The organism is Paenibacillus sp. B-A-8 (assembly GCF_048572915.1).
Taxonomy (GTDB): Bacteria; Bacillota; Bacilli; order Paenibacillales; family Paenibacillaceae; genus Paenibacillus_AQ.
This window is the reverse complement of the sequence record NZ_CP183882.1, coordinates 3,360,358-3,376,703: the sequence shown is the minus strand read 5'-3', so window position 1 is coordinate 3,376,703 and position 16,346 is coordinate 3,360,358. Positions and strand designations below refer to the sequence as shown.

Annotated in this window: 15 protein-coding genes; 4 read left to right on the top strand and 11 right to left on the bottom strand. The window is 39.6% G+C overall.

The window, feature by feature from the left end; translation table 11 throughout:
- Window positions 1–177 precede the first annotated feature (177 nt).
- The 7 genes from ACN6MV_RS14910 to ACN6MV_RS14880 form a co-directional block, all read right to left on the bottom strand.
- Window positions 178–1,968, bottom strand: coding sequence for a sensor histidine kinase (locus ACN6MV_RS14910; protein ID WP_419886664.1), 1,791 nt, complete (start codon window positions 1,966–1,968; stop codon window positions 178–180).
- Window positions 1,965–3,524 (bottom strand): response regulator transcription factor, encoded by a 1,560-nt coding sequence (locus ACN6MV_RS14905; RefSeq protein ID WP_042127692.1) that lies wholly within the window; start codon window positions 3,522–3,524, stop codon window positions 1,965–1,967. The genes ACN6MV_RS14910 and ACN6MV_RS14905 overlap by 4 nt, the downstream gene beginning before the upstream one ends.
- Window positions 3,525–4,044: 520 nt before the next feature.
- The gene (locus tag ACN6MV_RS14900) at window positions 4,045–4,935 is read right to left on the bottom strand and encodes a hypothetical protein (RefSeq protein ID WP_419886663.1); all 891 of its coding nucleotides are present in this window, start codon (window positions 4,933–4,935) and stop codon (window positions 4,045–4,047) included.
- 120 nt (window positions 4,936–5,055) lie between these two features.
- Window positions 5,056–5,841 (bottom strand): ABC transporter permease subunit, encoded by a 786-nt coding sequence (locus tag ACN6MV_RS14895; protein WP_419886662.1) that lies wholly within the window; start codon window positions 5,839–5,841, stop codon window positions 5,056–5,058.
- Window positions 5,842–5,855: 14 nt separating this feature from the next.
- On the bottom strand, window positions 5,856–6,737 hold the full coding sequence (locus ACN6MV_RS14890) for an ABC transporter ATP-binding protein (RefSeq protein WP_419886661.1): 882 nt from the start codon (window positions 6,735–6,737) through the stop codon (window positions 5,856–5,858).
- The gene (locus tag ACN6MV_RS14885; RefSeq protein WP_419886660.1) at window positions 6,718–7,668 is read right to left on the bottom strand and encodes an ABC transporter ATP-binding protein; all 951 of its coding nucleotides are present in this window, start codon (window positions 7,666–7,668) and stop codon (window positions 6,718–6,720) included. Before ACN6MV_RS14885 ends, ACN6MV_RS14890 begins: the two co-directional genes overlap by 20 nt.
- 30 nt (window positions 7,669–7,698) lie before the next feature.
- Complete coding sequence (locus ACN6MV_RS14880; protein ID WP_419886659.1) at window positions 7,699–8,355, bottom strand: TetR/AcrR family transcriptional regulator; 657 nt, start codon at window positions 8,353–8,355, stop codon at window positions 7,699–7,701.
- Between the two features lie 242 nt (window positions 8,356–8,597).
- Between ACN6MV_RS14880 and ACN6MV_RS14875 the strand changes: the two genes are divergently transcribed.
- Entirely contained in the window at window positions 8,598–9,506 is a 909-nt protein-coding gene (locus ACN6MV_RS14875) for an AraC family transcriptional regulator N-terminal domain-containing protein (RefSeq protein ID WP_419886658.1), read from the top strand.
- Window positions 9,507–9,630: 124 nt separating this feature from the next.
- Here the strand turns inward: ACN6MV_RS14875 and ACN6MV_RS14870 are convergent, their stop codons facing one another.
- Entirely contained in the window at window positions 9,631–11,124 is a 1,494-nt protein-coding gene (locus tag ACN6MV_RS14870) for a glycoside hydrolase family 43 protein (protein WP_419886657.1), read from the bottom strand.
- A gap of 139 nt (window positions 11,125–11,263) precedes the next feature.
- Here ACN6MV_RS14870 and ACN6MV_RS14865 point away from each other — a divergent pair, with 139 nt between their 5' ends.
- Window positions 11,264–12,127, top strand: a complete 864-nt coding sequence (locus tag ACN6MV_RS14865) for a helix-turn-helix domain-containing protein (protein ID WP_341112806.1) — start codon at window positions 11,264–11,266, stop codon at window positions 12,125–12,127.
- 41 nt (window positions 12,128–12,168) lie between these two features.
- Here ACN6MV_RS14865 and ACN6MV_RS14860 read toward each other — a convergent pair whose 3' ends face one another.
- Together ACN6MV_RS14860 and ACN6MV_RS14855 are read right to left on the bottom strand one after the other, a co-directional pair.
- Window positions 12,169–12,516: a MerR family transcriptional regulator gene (locus ACN6MV_RS14860; RefSeq protein ID WP_419886656.1), complete on the bottom strand. Its 348-nt coding sequence runs from the start codon at window positions 12,514–12,516 to the stop codon at window positions 12,169–12,171.
- Window positions 12,517–12,543: 27 nt separating this feature from the next.
- Entirely contained in the window at window positions 12,544–13,524 is a 981-nt protein-coding gene (locus tag ACN6MV_RS14855; protein WP_419886655.1) for an aldo/keto reductase, read from the bottom strand.
- 220 nt (window positions 13,525–13,744) lie between these two features.
- On the opposite strand from ACN6MV_RS14855, the gene ACN6MV_RS14850 reads away from it, so the two are divergent.
- Both ACN6MV_RS14850 and ACN6MV_RS14845 read left to right on the top strand, forming a co-directional pair.
- Window positions 13,745–14,881: a glycosyltransferase family 61 protein gene (locus tag ACN6MV_RS14850; RefSeq protein WP_042127668.1), complete on the top strand. Its 1,137-nt coding sequence runs from the start codon at window positions 13,745–13,747 to the stop codon at window positions 14,879–14,881.
- Between the two features lie 341 nt (window positions 14,882–15,222).
- Window positions 15,223–15,768 (top strand): hypothetical protein, encoded by a 546-nt coding sequence (locus ACN6MV_RS14845; protein ID WP_375102912.1) that lies wholly within the window; start codon window positions 15,223–15,225, stop codon window positions 15,766–15,768.
- Here the strand turns inward: ACN6MV_RS14845 and ACN6MV_RS14840 are convergent.
- The gene (locus tag ACN6MV_RS14840) at window positions 15,697–15,984 is read right to left on the bottom strand and encodes a dihydrofolate reductase family protein (protein WP_419886654.1); all 288 of its coding nucleotides are present in this window, start codon (window positions 15,982–15,984) and stop codon (window positions 15,697–15,699) included. The genes ACN6MV_RS14845 and ACN6MV_RS14840 overlap by 72 nt on opposite strands.
- Window positions 15,985–16,346 lie beyond the last annotated feature (362 nt).

Here is a 16,346-nt window from a genome sequence, read left to right as displayed (position 1 = left end):
CCCCCTTGATAATCTGAAAAATAATAAAGATGGAAGCGTTTTCCCTGCTACGCTTCCATCTTATCACTTTGTATTCGCTTTCTTTGGCAGTATCTTTGTTAGCTTTGGTGTTATTATTGGATCCTATTTTGATTCTCATTTCAATTCTGGCACTATTTTTAGATTCATGTAAAATTTTTAGTTTTTTAACAATGGAAGCGTAATAATGATTTTCGTACCTTCGTTTCGTTTGCTTGTAATGTTAATACCGTATCCCTCTCCATATAACAATTTGATTCTATCATCTACATTTCGTATACCGATCCCAGAGAACAGTTGGCGTTTGTGTTTCGACGCCGGTAGCTGCTCCGCTTCCATCAAATTCGGGTCAAGGTCCATTCCATCTCCGTTATCTACAACTTCGCATACAAGCTGATGCTCCTGTACAGCAATCATGATGAGAATTCTTCCCTCATCTTTAAGGTTGAATGCATGAAAGAACGCGTTTTCGATAAAAGGTTGAAGAATAAGCTTTGGCATATGATAATCCAAGCTTTCAGGCTCTACAAAATAATTCACGCGGATCTTCTCACCGTACCTCACATGATTGATAAACACATAATGCTTCAGCGATTCTAATTCTTGACTAACAGGTATAGTGGATTGAACATCGCTGACAGTATTTTGCAGGAGTGAGATTAGCGAATTTATCGTTCCAGCAGCTTTTTCCTTGTTGCCCTGTTGTACCAGAAATTTAATAGAAGCCAACGTATTATATAAAAAATGTGGATTGATCTGCATTTGAAGTGCGGCCAGCTCTGCATTACGCTGCTGCTTCTGTGTCTCCATTAACCGATCAACATAATCATGTAGTGAATCAAGCATATAATTAAAAGCATTACCCAGCTCCTTAACTTCATAACTGCTTGTGGCGACATCTACATGATTATCGAACCCTCCCTTGGGAATACTCGACATCTGTTCAACGAGTACACGCAGGGACTTCGTCATTTTCCTTGTAATTAAAAATACAATAATAAGCGAAATGGCTACGATCGCCATGATCGTTAACGACACTGCTTTGGCATTTACCATCTGACCGGTCACAGCTTTCTTATCGATCAGATTTACCAAATAAACATCAAATTCAGGCAAGTATTCAGAGAACACTATTCGTTCATTCCCCATGATATTGACAGATTCTCCATTTTCTCCCCCACTCTGTTCATCAACTACTTCTTGGAGCAGCTGTTGATCGAGCAGCCCGATTAACTCTGTCCTGCTGCTGGATACGATTTGACCTTTTCCATTCAGCAACACAACATCATTACCTTCACTTGTAAAATTGGCGTAGAAGTTCTTAAAATCGCTATCACGAATTGCAATGTACATAGTGCCATAGATACTGCCGGTAGAATGATCAAATAGAGCTTTAGAAGCCACTAACATGATCTCTTTCGCTTTGGTTTTACTATCTTCTTTTTGATAAAGCTGGTACAGGATTTGCTCAGGTTTTGCTACTGTCGCTTTCGTAATCGGGTGTTTCTTCAGTTCTTCAGCAGTAGCAGACCAATACCAAGGATCGGTTGAATAACTCCTGCCATTTGCTCCTACGATCATAATACCCACATCAAAAGCACTAAGGTTGGAGCGGACAGCACGCATGCCTTCTGTCATCTGGTAGGTTTTGATAGCAAGCGTCACTGAATCCGTTTCACCGCCAGACAAATAGCTTCGGACAGCTCCATTTTGTGCTGTCATAGTAGCGCCTGTAGCTACAACGTTGTTGTAAGACTCCAGGTTTGTCTTCATTTGATTCAGTAGTTTACCGTTCGTTATGCTGAAGGTCTTTAAGAATAAACTCTCTGACATACGGATGGTAATAGACAATGTCAGAAGGGATACGGTAATTATGCTTATGAGAGTTACAAGAAAAAGCTTGAGAAATAAACCCTGCTTTCTAAGCTTGTGGATGATTGCTCCGATCATGACTGCTCAACATCCCGTCTCCGGTACCGGCTCGGAGAAATGCCAGTCTGTTTTTTAAATACTTTGGTAAAATAACTTTGATCTGAGTAACCCACGCTTGCGCTAATATCAGCAATTGATTTCTCCGTTATCTCAAGCAGCTCCATAGCTTTTTCCACCCGTACTTTATTCAGGTACTCACTAAATCCTTCGCCATTATGTGCAGTAAAATAACTCGATAAGTAAGAAGCATTGAAATGAAACTGTCTAGCTACCCCTGTCAGTGTAATCGGATCTGCAAAATGATTCTGGATATATTCGAGAAGCTTCGTCATATTTGGATTAACAGCTGCATTCGTCTCCCCAATCGTGCGCTCAACTTCATGAATGAATGCTTCAGTAACAGCAATTGCATCACTTGCATACAACGCTTCATCTATTTTTCGGAAGTAGTCGTATTTGGTCTCCTCCAGACTTCCAATCTCAAATTTCATTTTTCCAAGTGTCGTCGCTACGTTAAATATAAAGTTCCCCAATAGCGATTTGAATTCGAAAATATCCATGCGATAATCCATTGAACGTTGATGAACATATTCCAGAAACTCTGTAAATGCCTTCTGGAATTGCTTACGTCTCAACTGATCCATTAATTCTCCCATGTCAATTTCCTGATACGCTCCCGGAAGGCTTGGCAAATGATCATTTTCAATCAGATTTCGTTCCGGCAAATAGAAACTGTATCGATTAAGCTTTAAATAATTGTCTCGATAAATCGCACCAAGACTCACAAAGTCCGTGAAACTCTGACTAATAATAAAATGCGTTTCTTGCACACGCTGTGCGATTTCTGAGATCAAATAACGGAGTTCAATTGCAAGCTCGTCCCATTGTTCCGGATCAACATTGAATAAATAAATAACCGATTCGTTAACAAATCTTAGCCGAATAAACACTGCACTGTCTAAAACGAACTTGCGGATTCCACTTTCTATTTCATTTGCGAACATTAACTTGTCACCAGAATCTTTAATATGTTTCATATCCGCTCCGAAAAACGCGAATTGTTTATGAGGAAACCACGAATGTAGCAGTGTAGGTTCCAGTACAGATTCATATCCCGTCATGAGCTTCTCAATCGCAAGTAAAACCTTCTTTTCCTCTGGATCGGTCCCTGGATCGGCCAGCTTCATCCCTGACATTTTTGCTGTAGTTTTATTTAGGATGGATAATAGGTAGTCGGCTTCCAGCTTCGGCTTCAGGATGTAATCGGCTACACCATTCTGAAATGTGGAGCGAACATAATCATATTCACTGAAACTGCTTAAGACGATTACAACAACGTGAGGATACTTCTCTTTAACAATCTTGACCAGCTTCTCTCCGCCCATAATTGGCATTACGATATCTGTAATAATAATATGCGGATTAACCTCATCCATCATACTTAATGCCTCAAGACCGTTAGAAGCCTCACCTGCGATTCGATACCCTTCTTGTTCCCAATCCAAAAGATGTTTAATTCCTTGTCTAACCAGCATCTCGTCATCCACAATCATAATTTTAAATATTGGTTTCATATCTGCCCCCTTGCAGCTGTTCAACCTATTATTGTATTCATTCACTAATTGAACAAATTTTAAAAGTCTTGAGAATGATCAGAACGTCGTCTCCTTTAAATATATACAAAGCCTGTTTGTAACCGTTTTCTTTTTATCTGTTACTGTTCGGCTCATCCGACTTGAGCAACCTTCTGTTCAAATAAAGCATTCAGACTAACTTAAATTTGTTTAATCCAAATAATAGTCCCCATCAGCAATTATGGTCAACCCCCCATTTTTGATTCTAACCAAAGAACAGGTTCAGTCTATTTGAAAAATAAAAAATTAACTATAGTTTTACAATAAACTATATTTTAATTTATAGAATTTAATTGTATTATAGCATTCCTATTCGTGAGTCTCGGTACAATCCTCAATAAGAGTAAAAGATTTCGTAATAACCTTCCGTTGGACATTAACCTTTGTAGTGATAAAAAAAAGCCGCGAGTATCGCGGCTTCTTTCTGCGTAAGATGTTCGTATTAAATTTGACATGGACTCTACAAACTTAACTTCTGTTGAAGTAAAACTGCCAGCTCTTCAGCTGTATCCCAAACGATTGGGCGAATATTTTTCACTTGCACAAAAAGATTATCGGCATCGCTGTTATTCACGGTCCATATCACTGGGATGTTCAAACCGAGCGCATATCCTGCCGTAAAATACACTTCAGGGGATTGACCAGTTAAATCTGCGATAATCAATTTACTTTCTTCAATAAGCTCCAAGGAATACGGTTCACGGTTTTGTGTTGTGTGTCTTAACAAACGCGGCGTATAACCAAATTGTTCGATTTTTGGAAGCAGCTTTTCCATCCACTCCGTGTGCAACTCCTCGGCATCCGACAATAGAACGATACATGGTTTTAACTTTTTGCCTCCTGCGATTGCGGCAGCTTCATTCCATCCCTCGTCCGTCAGCTTAAAGGTCATGCCTTCTCTAATGATAAACTGCTCGTTAATCAGCTTATCTATGATATATACCAGTTCTTGCAGATTGGGCGAATACGTCAGGTTATAGCTACTGGAGAGTGGTTGAATAACGATAGTATCTCCTGGAGCCTCAGAATGTCTATATAAGTATTGCAGTAAACGGTATCCTTTATCTTCAATCGTCACAGGAATTCTTGAGGATATTACAATGGATTCCAAATCGTCAGCCGATAGACTAACCTTCTCCTCACGATCAGTCAATTCCCGAATATAAGCCGATATGATATGAAACATGTCACGTTTCTTTTGATGCGGGAGTGAATTAATCGGCTCATAGCTATCTCTCAATAAGTTATAGAACCCGTCGGGAGAACAATTACAACCTAAATACCTATCATAATCGCCATCTGTTGCAGTGGAGACGATCTCATCACAGAACAAGCAGTATTTCTTACTCATGACAACTCATCACCTCTTATTCATTGATATCCCCTAACCTTACCAAGAATATCTTAAAAAGTAGACAAGAAGATATTTCCTTTTGATGTGAGTGCCCCCTCCTCAATCATCGGACACATGTTATAAAGGCAAATCCTTTTCCTTAAAAACTCGTATGCCTATCGCATAAAGTACAATCCCAATAACACCAAGCAATGTAAACTGAATCGAGTAATCGCCGTTATTTATGATGGCATCCGTATCAAATAATGTATTCAGTGAGATATACTTAAATCCCTCCAGACTGCTATCAACCTTCCCCATCAGTTCAAAGAGAAAGAAAGCAAGTGGGATTCCTGCACCAAAAGCGAGTGAGTTCTTGGACAAATTGAAGATACAAGAAAATAAGAAAGAAATACTGCTGGTTGCAAACATTAAGAGGAATAAACCTACATTTAGCATTATCAAATCCGAAATATTGAAATCTATATCGCTCTGAAAAGCCTGAACAGAAACTACACCCACGATAGATAAAATCGTAAACATTGCAATAAGCGATGTTACCAGATAAATAGCCTGTGTTCTGACTACGGTGCTTCTTTTTATAGGTGTTGATAGCAAGTAAGCCATGGAGCCTCTATCCACCTGTGATGCAATAAGACTGTTGGCGGTCATAATCACAAATATCAATGGCAGAATAACGCCTTGCATCGAATAGAAGGTCTGAGAGAGCATGCCAAGGAATGAAGTTGATCCTAACATGTTCGCAAGGGGAGTGTCCTTCACCATATCTGACATGCTAGATATCGTTTTCGGATCGAAAACGGCAATCAGTACGCCACTAAACACGCTCATGATTATCGTGAAAATAAGCCACAGCTTAAAATTTGCTTTTAATGTTTGCTTAAAGATCGTTTTACTAAACATTGGTTTCTCCTCCTTTAGTAAAGACTTCTGAAGTATTTTTCGAGTGTGTACTTGTTCTCAGTGATAAACTTGATTTCATAGCCTTTGAGCACTTTGAAAAGCGTATTGATATGACGATCATGTATATTAACAATGACTTGATTTTGACTTTCACGTTGATCGACACAATTAAATGGCTCTGTTAAAAATCGTTGGTAGTCTTCATGCGAAGTAAACTCTATTTTGTACGTCTTCTCTTCATTATGTTTAACCTCAAGTGTCGATTTCACAGCAATAATCTGACCATCTTTAATAAGAGCAACCTTGTCACACGTATGTTCAACCTCTTCAAACATATGACTCGACATAAATATCGTTTTGCCTTTCTTCTTTTCATCGTTTAAGATATCTACAAATTCAGCTCTCATTAGCGGGTCAAGTCCTGTTGTTGGTTCATCTAGAATCAAAATATCAGGATCAGCCATTAAGGTAGCAACAATTGCTGTCTTTTGTTTCATTCCCTTGGACATTCTTTTCAAGTTAGCAGTCGGATCTAGTTGAAGCTTCTCGATGATTGTATTTGCGTAGGTCATATCTTTGAGTCCTAACAGCTCAGCCTGCTGTTTCAGGAATTCTGTTCCAGTTGGAGCATCAGGAAATGCGATCTCTCCAGGCGTATAGCCTATCATTTTCTTTATCTCAGCTGAGTCTTCCCAGCAGTCCATTCCGTTAATTCTTACACTTCCGATTTGCGGCTTTAAGAAGCCCATCAAATGTCGAATCACTGTGGTTTTACCTGCTCCATTTGTGCCGACAAAGCCAAATACTTCACCTTTTTCAATCGAGAGATTGATGTTAAAAATGCCTCGTCCTTTGCCATAATCTTTTGTCAATTTTTCAATTTCTATTAATGGCATTATCGATGGCACCTCCCTCTGTATTAGAGTTTCGGTCATAAAACTTCATAAAGTAATCTTCAAGAGTAAACTTGATCTCTGAGAAAAACTTCAAATCATATTCTGATAAGTAGCTTATAAACATGTTGATATCGTTATCATTCACTCGTATTTCCGCTTGATTGTTATGCGCTTTTAGAGAAGCGACCTCAATGTTTTTTAGAGACTGAACCTCATTACTAAAACGCTCAAACTCTTCTTTGGAGTTGAATTCAAATTCAAAGGTTTTGCTCTCATTGTGACGAAGCTCATCAGCAATAAAGGTTGAAATTAACCGTCCATCTTTGATAATTGATATTTTGTCACAGGTAGCATCAATCTCATTAAAAATATGGCTCGATAATAAAATCGTCTTCCCTTTCTCTTTTTCCTCTTTGATAAAATCAATAAATACATTTTGCATGATGGGATCAAGACCGCTTGTAGGCTCATCAAGAACAAGTACGTCTGGATTATGCATAAATGCTGTTACAATCGCGAGCTTCCGCTTCATCCCTAAAGACATACGTTTTAAACTACCCACTGGATCAAGTTCGAATTTTGAGATCAAATAATTAGTATGCGCCATATCATGGATGCCACGTAAATCAGCCATCATCTTAATAAACTGTGTACCTGTCAGCGATTCAGGCAAAGCAATTTCCCCAGGCAAGTACCCTAGATTCTTTTGAATATCACTGGCACTCTCCCAGCTATTCAATCCATTTACTAAGGTGTATCCCTTCTGAGGACGAGAAAATCCCATGATATGGCGAATTGTTGTCGTTTTACCCGCTCCGTTCGGCCCTAAAAATCCGTAAACTTCACCTTTTTCAACTTGGAATGAAACATCGAACACACCACGCTGATGCCCATAATCTTTTGTTAAATGCTCAATCTGTAACACTGCCATATAAATGCTCCTTTCTGACTAAGTAAGCTATTAGGATGAGGCTTCAGATAAAGGATTTCTTATTCCATCCATTACGAAATGAACAAAGTTTTCGACTTCTTCATCACTTATGGAATAGTTCTCAAACAATACAAATCGAGACACAAAGAAGCTTCCACAAACAGTCATTAAATAAATCAAAACTTGATCTGTAGGTTTATCTTTTAGTTCTCCGCGTTGCTTGAATTCTTCTACTACTCGAGAAATTAGCAGCGAGATATTTTTGATGAAATGTGGGCCTATTTCTTTCTTAAGCTCATCTTTATATATAACTTCCTTCACAAACACTCGAAAGATCTCTTTATTTCTATCAAAAAATTCTATTCTATTCTTTAAAAATCCCTTAAGAAATTGCTCGAACGTCTTCGTATCCTCTGTTAAGACTTCACTAAAAACCTCATTAGCGATTGAGGGTAAAGAATCTTTCACAAATGGCAGAATAATCGAGAGCAACAGCTTATCTTTTGTTCCGTAGTGTTTAAAGATCGTCCCTTCCGATACGTTTGCCATCTTAGCTATCTCCGCCGTTGAAGTATTCGCAAAACCCTTTTCAGCAAATAATTTAATGGCTATTTCAATTATCTTTTTTTGTTTATCTGTTTTTGTCTTTTGAGCAGCAATTAGTGAATCGAATAGATCATGTGTCATTTTTTTACTCCTTTTTAAGAGTTCATCAGTAAAGTGAGTGATTACTCACTCGAATATACAACATAAGAAATCGAGAGTCAATAAAAAGTGAGTAATTACTCACTTTTTCACAATTCCAAATTTATTTTTTCGTGAATAGCAGCCAACACCGTTATCCTGCTTGCCTATTCCTCTCACTACCACTAACAATAAGCATTTTATTGCCGTATAATTGATTGAGAATACAACTTTAGGAGGAGCCCATGTCTAAAGAAATACAAGTGCGAAAAGAAGAACTCACTCAATTGATTGATCGTCACTCCAGTCAGGATGGCGTAAAAGATACCGCTATCCCCTCATTGTTTGTGATTCGCACCTCCAATGTGACCGAGCCCATCTTTAGAGTGCACACACCTTCTTTATGCTTCATTGCCCAAGGATCAAAAGAGTTATTATTGGCACAAGAGCGTTTTGAGTATGGGCCTGCCAATTACCTAATAACATCCATGAACTTACCAGTTGTCGGTAAGATAATAAAAGCTTCTCCCGACGTGCCGTATCTGAGCTTCAAGCTTGATTTTACACAGAGTCAGATCTTAAAAGTGCTTAATGATTCTGAATTTAAGATCGCTTCTAAAGAAAACGCAAAGCGTGCAATGTTTGTGGGGCAAATAGATCTATCCATACTCGATGCGATTCTTCGATTGGTTCGTTTATTAGATGAACCTAATGATATTCCGTTTTTAGCTCCGATTTATACCGATGAAATCCTTTATCGACTACTGCAAGGTCCTTATGGTGTTACATTGGCACAAATTGCATTGGAAGGCAGCAGTACCTACCGCGTGAATGAGGCAATCGAACAGATAATCAACAACTGTGATAAGCCATTACGAATTGAAGAGCTCGCCGAAACGGCCAGTATGAGCATCTCTTCCTTCCATAGACATTTTAAAGAAGTCACTGCTATGAGCCCGATCCAGTTTCAAAAACAGCTGCGATTACAAGAAGCCCGGCGTCTTTTATTATCCGAGTCAGCGGATGCAGCGGAAGTTGCATTCCGAGTAGGTTATGAAAGTGCCTCCCAGTTCAGCCGTGAATATTCTCGTATGTTTGGTGCCCCTCCTAGAGCAGACATTAAGCAGTTGAAAGAAAAGATGCTCATTGGATAAACATTATCTAAAGTCTAAACTGAGCATGAGACAGCCATAAATCAAAATAAGCAGCCATTCATCCATAATGGAGAATCGCTGCTTATTGCGTTTCATTTGTACTCGTTACCGTACAGCTTATCTATCACTTTTGATAGCGGAAGAAATCATAATATGCGGTAGTTCCATGGGTAGAGTAGTTATACATCCCAAAGAATACACCGGTAAAACCGCCTGCCACTTCTGTAGAGATCAAATGTGTCTCTGCTTCACCTATTGGATGCCATATCTGATCTGCGCCTCGATAAGAAAATAAATATTTCTCGGGGAGTGCCTGAACCTTCAATTCTACAACTGTGCCCTCAAAAGGAGAAGTATATTTCACATCTCTTATGCTGCCTACCTGTCTTCGCAGTGTGATCACATTTTCACCTTCTACATGGGTCAGCCCGAATGCGTAGTGATACTGCTGATCCATAAACACAACGAGACCCGCTTCATCACCATCTGAAGGGTTGAATTCCATTATTGTGGTGATTTCACAATCCACGTGGCGCTGTCTACGGCCAATAAACGCTGGCGTTCCCTTATCGCTCAATCTCACATCCGATCCTCGTAATGCAAGCCACCCTGCTCGTTTCTGTAAAGACCAATCGACTTTTTTAGCATTACGAATAAAATTCCAGCTCATTCCTAGAGTGGACTGATTGAAATCATCGGTCTCAGGCTCGTCTTCCCATAGTACTGGTGCAGGTGTGTCAGCTTCCATTACTAATCCAACAACACCGTTATCACCAATCATCGGCCATCCATCCTCACTCCATTGGACTGGAGCCAGGAATGTTTCTCTGCCAAGATGATGACGGTAAGGATAACCTACCGGCCGAGTTCCTAGAAATACTGCCCACCAGCTACCATCCTGTGCTTCAACAAGATCGCCATGACCTGTAGCTTGAATAGGATAATCCGAGCTTCGATGAGTCAAAATAGGATTTCGGGGAGAGGATTCATACGGTCCATAGGGTGATCTACTTCTTGCTATAGTCTCCATATGGCCATATTCCGTCCCGCCTTCTGCACACATTAAATAATAGTAGCCGTTTACCTTATATAGATGGGGTCCTTCAGGGAATTTACCGCCACTGCCTGTCCATATCAAGTTGGAATCACTCAGCTTATGGCCTGTTTCGATATCAATCTCACATTGGTAAATTCCCATGCCATCCTTGTTTCCAGTGCTTGTAAAGTACACTTTTCCCTCGTCAAAAAATAAGGATGGATCAATTCCTTCCTGATCCACATAGATCGGATCCGACCATTCACCTGCTGGATCTTCTGTCCAAACATAAAAGTGTCCACCGCTATCCTGATTCGTCGTCACCATGTAGAATCTACCGTTATGATGACGAATGGTTGGTGCCCACACCCCTCCAGACACGACCGATTTATCAAATTGGAGCTGGGAATCACGCGTCAAACAATATCCGAGCTGATTCCAATGGACTAAATCTTTACTATGCCAAATGGGGATTCCCGGAACGTAAGCAAATGAACTGTTTACCAAATAATAATCCTCGCCTACTCTGCAAATGCTTGGATCTGGATAAAAACCTGGTAATATCGGATTATTATATTTCATGAAGCATTCTCCTTTTGTTGAACAATTGCGGCTATGTCATGGATTATACTCCACTTGCTAAACGATAAACCTTGATTATTCGGTCGTAAAATAGCATGATATAGACATTCATCTAGACATGCTTTTGGAGGGTAAGAAGTTGAGTGAATTTTATTTAAATTGGTTTACATCCGATCAGAAATTCCCATTCTTTATTCAATACGGCTTTCACGACAACGATACTGACCTTCACAGACATGTGGATTTCTCAGAGCTTGTAATCGTCTTGAGTGGCACTGCTACTCATATTGTAAATACCGAAGAATCATTCATTAAGAAAGGGAATGTCTTTGTTATTAACGGTTCAACCCCGCATGCTTTTAAAGATCCTCAGGATTTTAAGATCTGCAATATTATGTACAAGCCCGAAATGCTGTCAACAGCTGGATCGGATCTGCGGACTTCGAACGGCTTTCAGGCGTTGTTTGTATTGGAACCGTTGTATCGTCATAAACACGCCTACACTAGTAAATTAAGCTTGCCTATTCCTATGCTTGAATACGTCACCTCCCTCATTGCCGGTATGATTGAAGAATATAGCAACAAGCTTCAGGGATATCAGACTTTGCTTATCTCTCGGTTCATGGAACTGGTTGTCTATTTATCAAGGCATTATGAAAAACAGGATAAAGAGAGCCAGGATAATCACCTAATTCATTTGGCGAACGCGCTCTCCTTTATGGAAGACCACTATCTTGAACCCTTGTCGTTGGAGCAAATCGCCACTCACTCAGGAATATCGGTAAGACACTTAAATCGGATCTTTCGTTCTTACTATCAGACGACACCCATCTCCTATCTTCATCGTTTGCGTCTGGAACGGGCTTGCAGCTTGCTGAAGCATTCTGACTTCAGTATTACTCAAATCTCACACGAAAGCGGGTTTAGCGATAGCAATTATTTCACACGACAATTTACCAAAACCTACGGTATGTCTCCTAAGGCCTATCGAAAGAAGTCATAAAGGAACAGACTTAATACAACAATAAGCCCTCAAAAGAGGACTTATTGTTTACTCATTCGTTCAATTTTTTCATCCATCCGTTCCAATACTCTATTCATCTCTTCCATTTTAGATAAGAGTTGCTTCCGCTGCTCAATCAGGATTTCAACTCTAGCATGATTAGCCTCATCCCCCTGTCTATACAATTCAACATATCTAATTAAGGTCTCAACGGGAAGACCAATGCCTCGCATACATTTGATATGTTCTATCCATCTACAATCTTCTTCCGAATAGTCTCTATTTCCGCTTTTATTGCGATTTACATGTGGAATAATACCGATTCGTTCATAATAGCGGAGCGTATCCGGTGACAGATTGAATTTTTCACTTACTTCTGAAATAGTCATACTTTCGTTATCCTCCGATACTCGGTATTAATTAAACCCAATGATTGGGTGAGGTGTATAAGGTTCTTCTAAGAACATAATTTCTTGCGGTGTTAACGTAAGCGATAGCGCTCCTACAGCATCTTCAAGATGTGATAATTTCGTAGCACCAATAATAGGAGCGGTAACTGGTTCTTTCTGAAGTAACCATGCAAGGGCGATATGAATCCGCGGAACACCATGTTTTTCGCCGATCGCAGCTACTCGCTCCACGACTAACCGATCTGCATCTGCAGTTCCATCATATTTTGATTTTTGTATTTGATCGGTCTCTGAACGATGTGTCGTTACTGCCCAGTCGCGAGTTAATCTTCCGGAAGCCAGCGGACTGTAAGGAATAACACCGATTTTTTCTTCCTTACAAAGTGGCAACATCTCGCGCTCTTCTTCACGGTAGATAAGGTTGAGGTGATTCTGCATCGATACAAACCGAGTCCAACCATTCTTTTCCGCTACATATAAAGCTTTTTGAAATTGCCATGCATACATAGCTGAAGCACCAATGTATCTCGCTTTACCCGCCTTAACAATATCATGAAGAGCCTCCATCGTTTCCTCGATAGGTGTGTGATAATCCCAGCGATGAATCTGGTACAAATCCACATAATCAGTTCCTAATCTTTTAAGACTCTTGTCAATCTCACTCATGATTGCTTTTCTGGAGAGCCCCGCACCATTCGGTCCTTCGTGCATACGATTGTAGACCTTAGTGGCAAGGACAATTTCATCTCGGTTAGCATAATCCCTAATAGCTCGTCCGAGAATCTCTTCACTTGTTCCGTCCGAATACACATTAGCCGTATCAAAAAAATTAATTCCGAGCTCAAGGGCCTTTTTTATGATCAGCCGGCTCTGCTCCTCATCAAGCACCCATTTATGAATCCAACGTTCGGCTACCCCGAAGCTCATATAGCCTAGACACAGCCTTGATACATCTAGGCCGGTATTACCAAGTTTCACATAGTCCATTTAATGATTCCTCTCTTTCGCTAGATAATAAAGTTCATTTGCTGATATCTGCTATTATTTCACTTGGAGTTCACTCCAAGTCAAGCCCTTTATGAAACTAACTGCCTTGAGCCCCGTTCACTCGCCCTTTTCAGAAAGAATGGTGTCCTAAAGTTTTTTTGTTCCATAGTATAGCTTAATGATGTTTTTGGAGTTCTACTTGGTCAAAAGAGGTGAGCCGATGAGTTTTTCTATGAACGGGGAAACGCCCCATGGATATTACCGAAATATCTTGGAACTTACAACAGAATGGGAACAAAGAGGAATGGTCCATGAAGCTGGACATGTTGTTCCGTTTGATTTCGGTCAGGCGACCGACTTCACTGCTCCTAAAAGTATTGAAACAAACATCCATCCTGTTCTAACGCCTTATTCCTTACAGCCTTTTGGCGGCTACGTAGCTACCATCTCTAGTGGGAGGGTGTGGGGTGAATCTGGTGCTGTTCTATCTTCGGAAGGAAAGCTAATCTTTGATCTGTCACAGGAATATGATGCTGTGCAAAATAGAATGCTAGAAGCAGAGGAACACCCTGTGTTCCACCAGTGGAATAATCCGAAGCTTCAACATATAAAAGGGACCTCGGCCGTGTTGACGTTTTGTGGAAGCCATAACTATTTCCACTGGATGTATGATGTGCTCCCTCGGCTGGCGATGCTCAAAACAAGTGGAATTCCTTATACCTCTATCATCATGAATCCAAACCCTTACGGGCCATTTGTAGGTCAAACTTGGGCAATGTTAGGCATATCAGAGTCGTTAGTAATCCGGACAAATCCAGAAGCCTATTATGAAGCTGATCAGCTGCTTGTCCCTTCTTTAATGATGAATTCCCACTACCCCACATGGGCTACGGATACACTACGTAAATTTTTCCTGCCACATAGGGATATAACTCTCGCCACTCCTGAGCGTATTTATATTTCACGAAACAAAGCCAGCACTAGGCGCTTGATCAATGAAATGGAAGTTACTCGTTGCCTTGAGGAATACAGTATTCAAACCATTTATCTAGAGGATTGGACGGTTGCACAGCAAATCCAGTTATTCGCTTCGGCAAAAGTAATCTTGGGTGCACATGGGGCTGGACTGGCAAATTTGGCTTTTTGTCAAAGCGGAACTCAAGTAATTGAAATTTTTCATGATCGGCATGTCGTTCCAACGTATTGGATGATCAGCAACCATAACACTCTCGATTATTACATGATGTATGGTCAAGGCTGGCCAGATCCTGCTATTCGTTTTCCGGGATTTGAAGATATTTATGTGGATATAGATCGTCTGAAACAGACTTTACATTTAGCAGGGTTGAAGGCTTAAGACTATGTAATTTCTTATTTACTAGCTATGTTTAATCAAATTAACGACCAAATATGTGTATTAGTTATCCGAGACCGTCAGAAGACGATTTACTCTGGCGTTCTTAGACATGGGCGAATTCTAACATCTCTATGACGGACACGAAACACCAAGCTTCATTGTTCAGCATTTTCTCATTGAACTAAGAAGGAGTTTAGTGCAACAAATTCACTTTCACAGCGTATATTCAATTATTCCATATTACGGATATTCAGAGGATTGAGAGGAATGTAACTGAAGTATATCTACGGACTATTAATATTGCCCATTAGTATTTAATTCAAATCATTAGAGGTGATTTCATGAACAAATTTGGATATATATTTTTTATTGCTGCAATTATATTTTTAATATCAGGATGTCAAAAGGATGGTTCCAATGATGAATTAGCTAAAGCACAGGCGCAAGTTAGTGCTTTAGCATCATCATTTAGTATCCCTACACTAGACGGATATGAAGTTAGTTATATACAGCATAAATTTCCTCCAAAAGACAAAGAAGGCAACTTCATTGGAGATAATCAAGAAGTTTTAGTCACATATACAAAAAACAAAGGGAAGCTGGAGATGTTAACAAAGGAACAAAAAGCGTCCAATGAAAGAGAAATCATCTACGGACCTTTTCAAGGAGAAACACTCATTGAAATAGCCTATACCAATACTCAAGTGGATTTAAACGATGCTGATATTATTGATGTTAGCGGAAATCAGGTACAAAAAATAAAAAATAGTAATTATACGTTTTTAGCATTCAATGCTTCAAAAGGTTCAATCACTTTAAAATATAACAGTTTGGATGAGGAAACGATCCTTAGCATTGCTCAACAAGTAGTTAATGAAAATAAATAGGAAGACCAGGCTCAATTCATCAATTAAGTCTTCATTCAGAAAGGAGCCATTAAGAACACCCCAACGCTCTAGCAATAACTCATCAATTAAAAATAATTGTTTCAGCTTTTCTACCACTACAGCAAAATCCAATTTTTTAATCCTCCAAAAATATAAGATATTCCCAATTTCCTTCAGATGAGCTAGATAAGCGTCAGATACCTGCTCCGTAAGCACTTCAACGAACTGTTACTTCCCTCTGAAATATAATTTTGGGTCCATCCTAATTCTCCAAAAGAATCCACGGCAACTGCATACTTAGCATATGGGAAATAATATAGGGTCTATCCATAAAGATTCCTTTTTATCCTACTTGAATGGTTGGACGTATAATCATTTCATTGATCGCTACACCGTAATTACAACTTTATCTCGGATTTTGGACATGATATGAAAACACCCTTTCGATAATGTATGTTGATTCATTAATGAACTATAGTCTATTATTATAAACAGTTATAGATGACATTCAATTGTACGATGTGCACGTTCTGTTCAATACTGAACAGGTTCTATAGAAATGTTCATTAATTATAGAA